The organism is Streptomyces sp. NPDC001732 (assembly GCF_053596315.1).
On sequence record NZ_JBSFFY010000205.1, the window covers coordinates 1 to 1,356 of the forward strand.

General features: G+C 66.7%; 2 protein-coding genes. Both read left to right on the forward strand.

Going from position 1 to position 1,356, the window contains the following annotated elements:
* Positions 1-204 precede the first annotated feature (204 nt).
* On the forward strand, positions 205-516 hold the full coding sequence (locus tag ACWCXX_RS41405) for a pore-forming ESAT-6 family protein (RefSeq protein ID WP_148835891.1): 312 nt from the start codon (positions 205-207) through the stop codon (positions 514-516).
* Positions 517-779: 263 nt separating this feature from the next.
* The gene (locus ACWCXX_RS41410; RefSeq protein WP_451136498.1) at positions 780-1,190 is read left to right on the forward strand and encodes a DUF6507 family protein; all 411 of its coding nucleotides are present in this window, start codon (positions 780-782) and stop codon (positions 1,188-1,190) included.
* The last annotated feature ends 166 nt before the right edge of the window (positions 1,191-1,356 follow it).

Consider the following 1,356-nt stretch of genomic DNA (forward strand, 5'->3'; position numbering starts at 1 on the left):
CGCGTTCAGCTCGGGTGACCAGGAGCAGGGCGACAACGCGCGGCAGCAGATGTCGTCCGCGAACTTCGACGCGGCACGCTTCGGCGCCCGCTGACCGCTCCGTTCCACCCCGGTTCGGACCGGTTCACTCCGTTCCGCTCCGCTCCGTTCCGTTCCATTGCGTTCTGTTCTGTCCTGACAGGTTTTCACGGGGAGTGATTGTTGATGGCTGGTGGCACCGATCGTCGTGCGTACGACACGGGCGCGTCCGCGGACGCGCAGGGCAACATCCAGGTGGTGATCGCGCGGCTGGAGGAGGTCATCACGGCGCGCGACGGCCAGGTCAAGGCGGCGATGGCGGACTTCGCGGCCGACGGCGTGGCGGACGAGTACCACGGCAAGGAGCTGCGGTGGAACCGCTCCTCGCAGGAGGTCAAGAACATCATCCAGCTGCTCAAGACGACGCTGGAGAAGAACGACGGCACGGCGCAGCACACGATCACGCGCGCCAAGGCCGCGGTCGACAACATCGGCTGAGTTCCTCGACCGTTTCCACCGGCTGATTTCTCCGGCCGAGCCCTTCGGCCGATCCCTTCGGCCGGAGGAATCAACCGGTCTCTTCGAGAGATCTCTTCGGTCGGCCTCTTCGGTCGGCCTCTTCGGTCGGCCTCTTCGGTCGGTCTCTTCGGTCGGTCTCTTCGGTCGGTCTCTTCGGTCGACAGGGTTCCGGCCGAGTCGTTCGCCCGGCCGGAGTCGTCGGGTTCGACAGTTTTGCAGGAAGTTTCACGGGGGTGTTCGTGATGACCGGGTGGGATCTGAAGCCGCAGGGTATTCAGGGTGTGCTGAAGACGACGGGTGAGGTTGCGTCGAAGATTCAGACGCATGCGACGTCGTACGGTGATCATCTGTCGTCGGCGGCGGCGAGTGCGGGCACGATCAGTGCGGATGCCGGCGCCGGTGGCGGGGGCGGTGGGGGCAAGGGTGAGGAGGCCGTGGGGGGTCTGGTGGCGCTGGCCCTGTCGCAGTTCGCGGAGCACACCACCGGGGACCTGAAGTTCATCGCGGCGCGGGCCGGGAAGTCGCTGACGGGTGCGGTGGACGCGACGACGGCGTATCTGAACGGTGACCTGGAGATGGCCGCCGAGGCGCAGCGCAAGGCGCTGGGTGCGGTGGACCTGGACCCGAAGAAGCCCGGGGTGCAGACGCGATGATCAAGCCCGAGGCGATTCCGCAGTACACCGGTGATCTGGGCCAGCTGGAGAAGGACCACGCGTCCCTGACGAAGGACGCCGGGAACATCCGGGAGACCGGCTCCTCGGTCCACACCCGGTTCCAGGCCCTGTCGGCGTATTACCAGGCTCCGGAGGCGGAGCAGCT

Coding starts and splice junctions, on each gene's coding strand:
- ACWCXX_RS41405 (WP_148835891.1), top strand. CDS start 205: ATGGCTGGTGGCACCGATCGTCGTGCGTACGACACGGGCGCGTCCGCG.
- ACWCXX_RS41410 (WP_451136498.1), top strand. CDS start 780: ATGACCGGGTGGGATCTGAAGCCGCAGGGTATTCAGGGTGTGCTGAAG.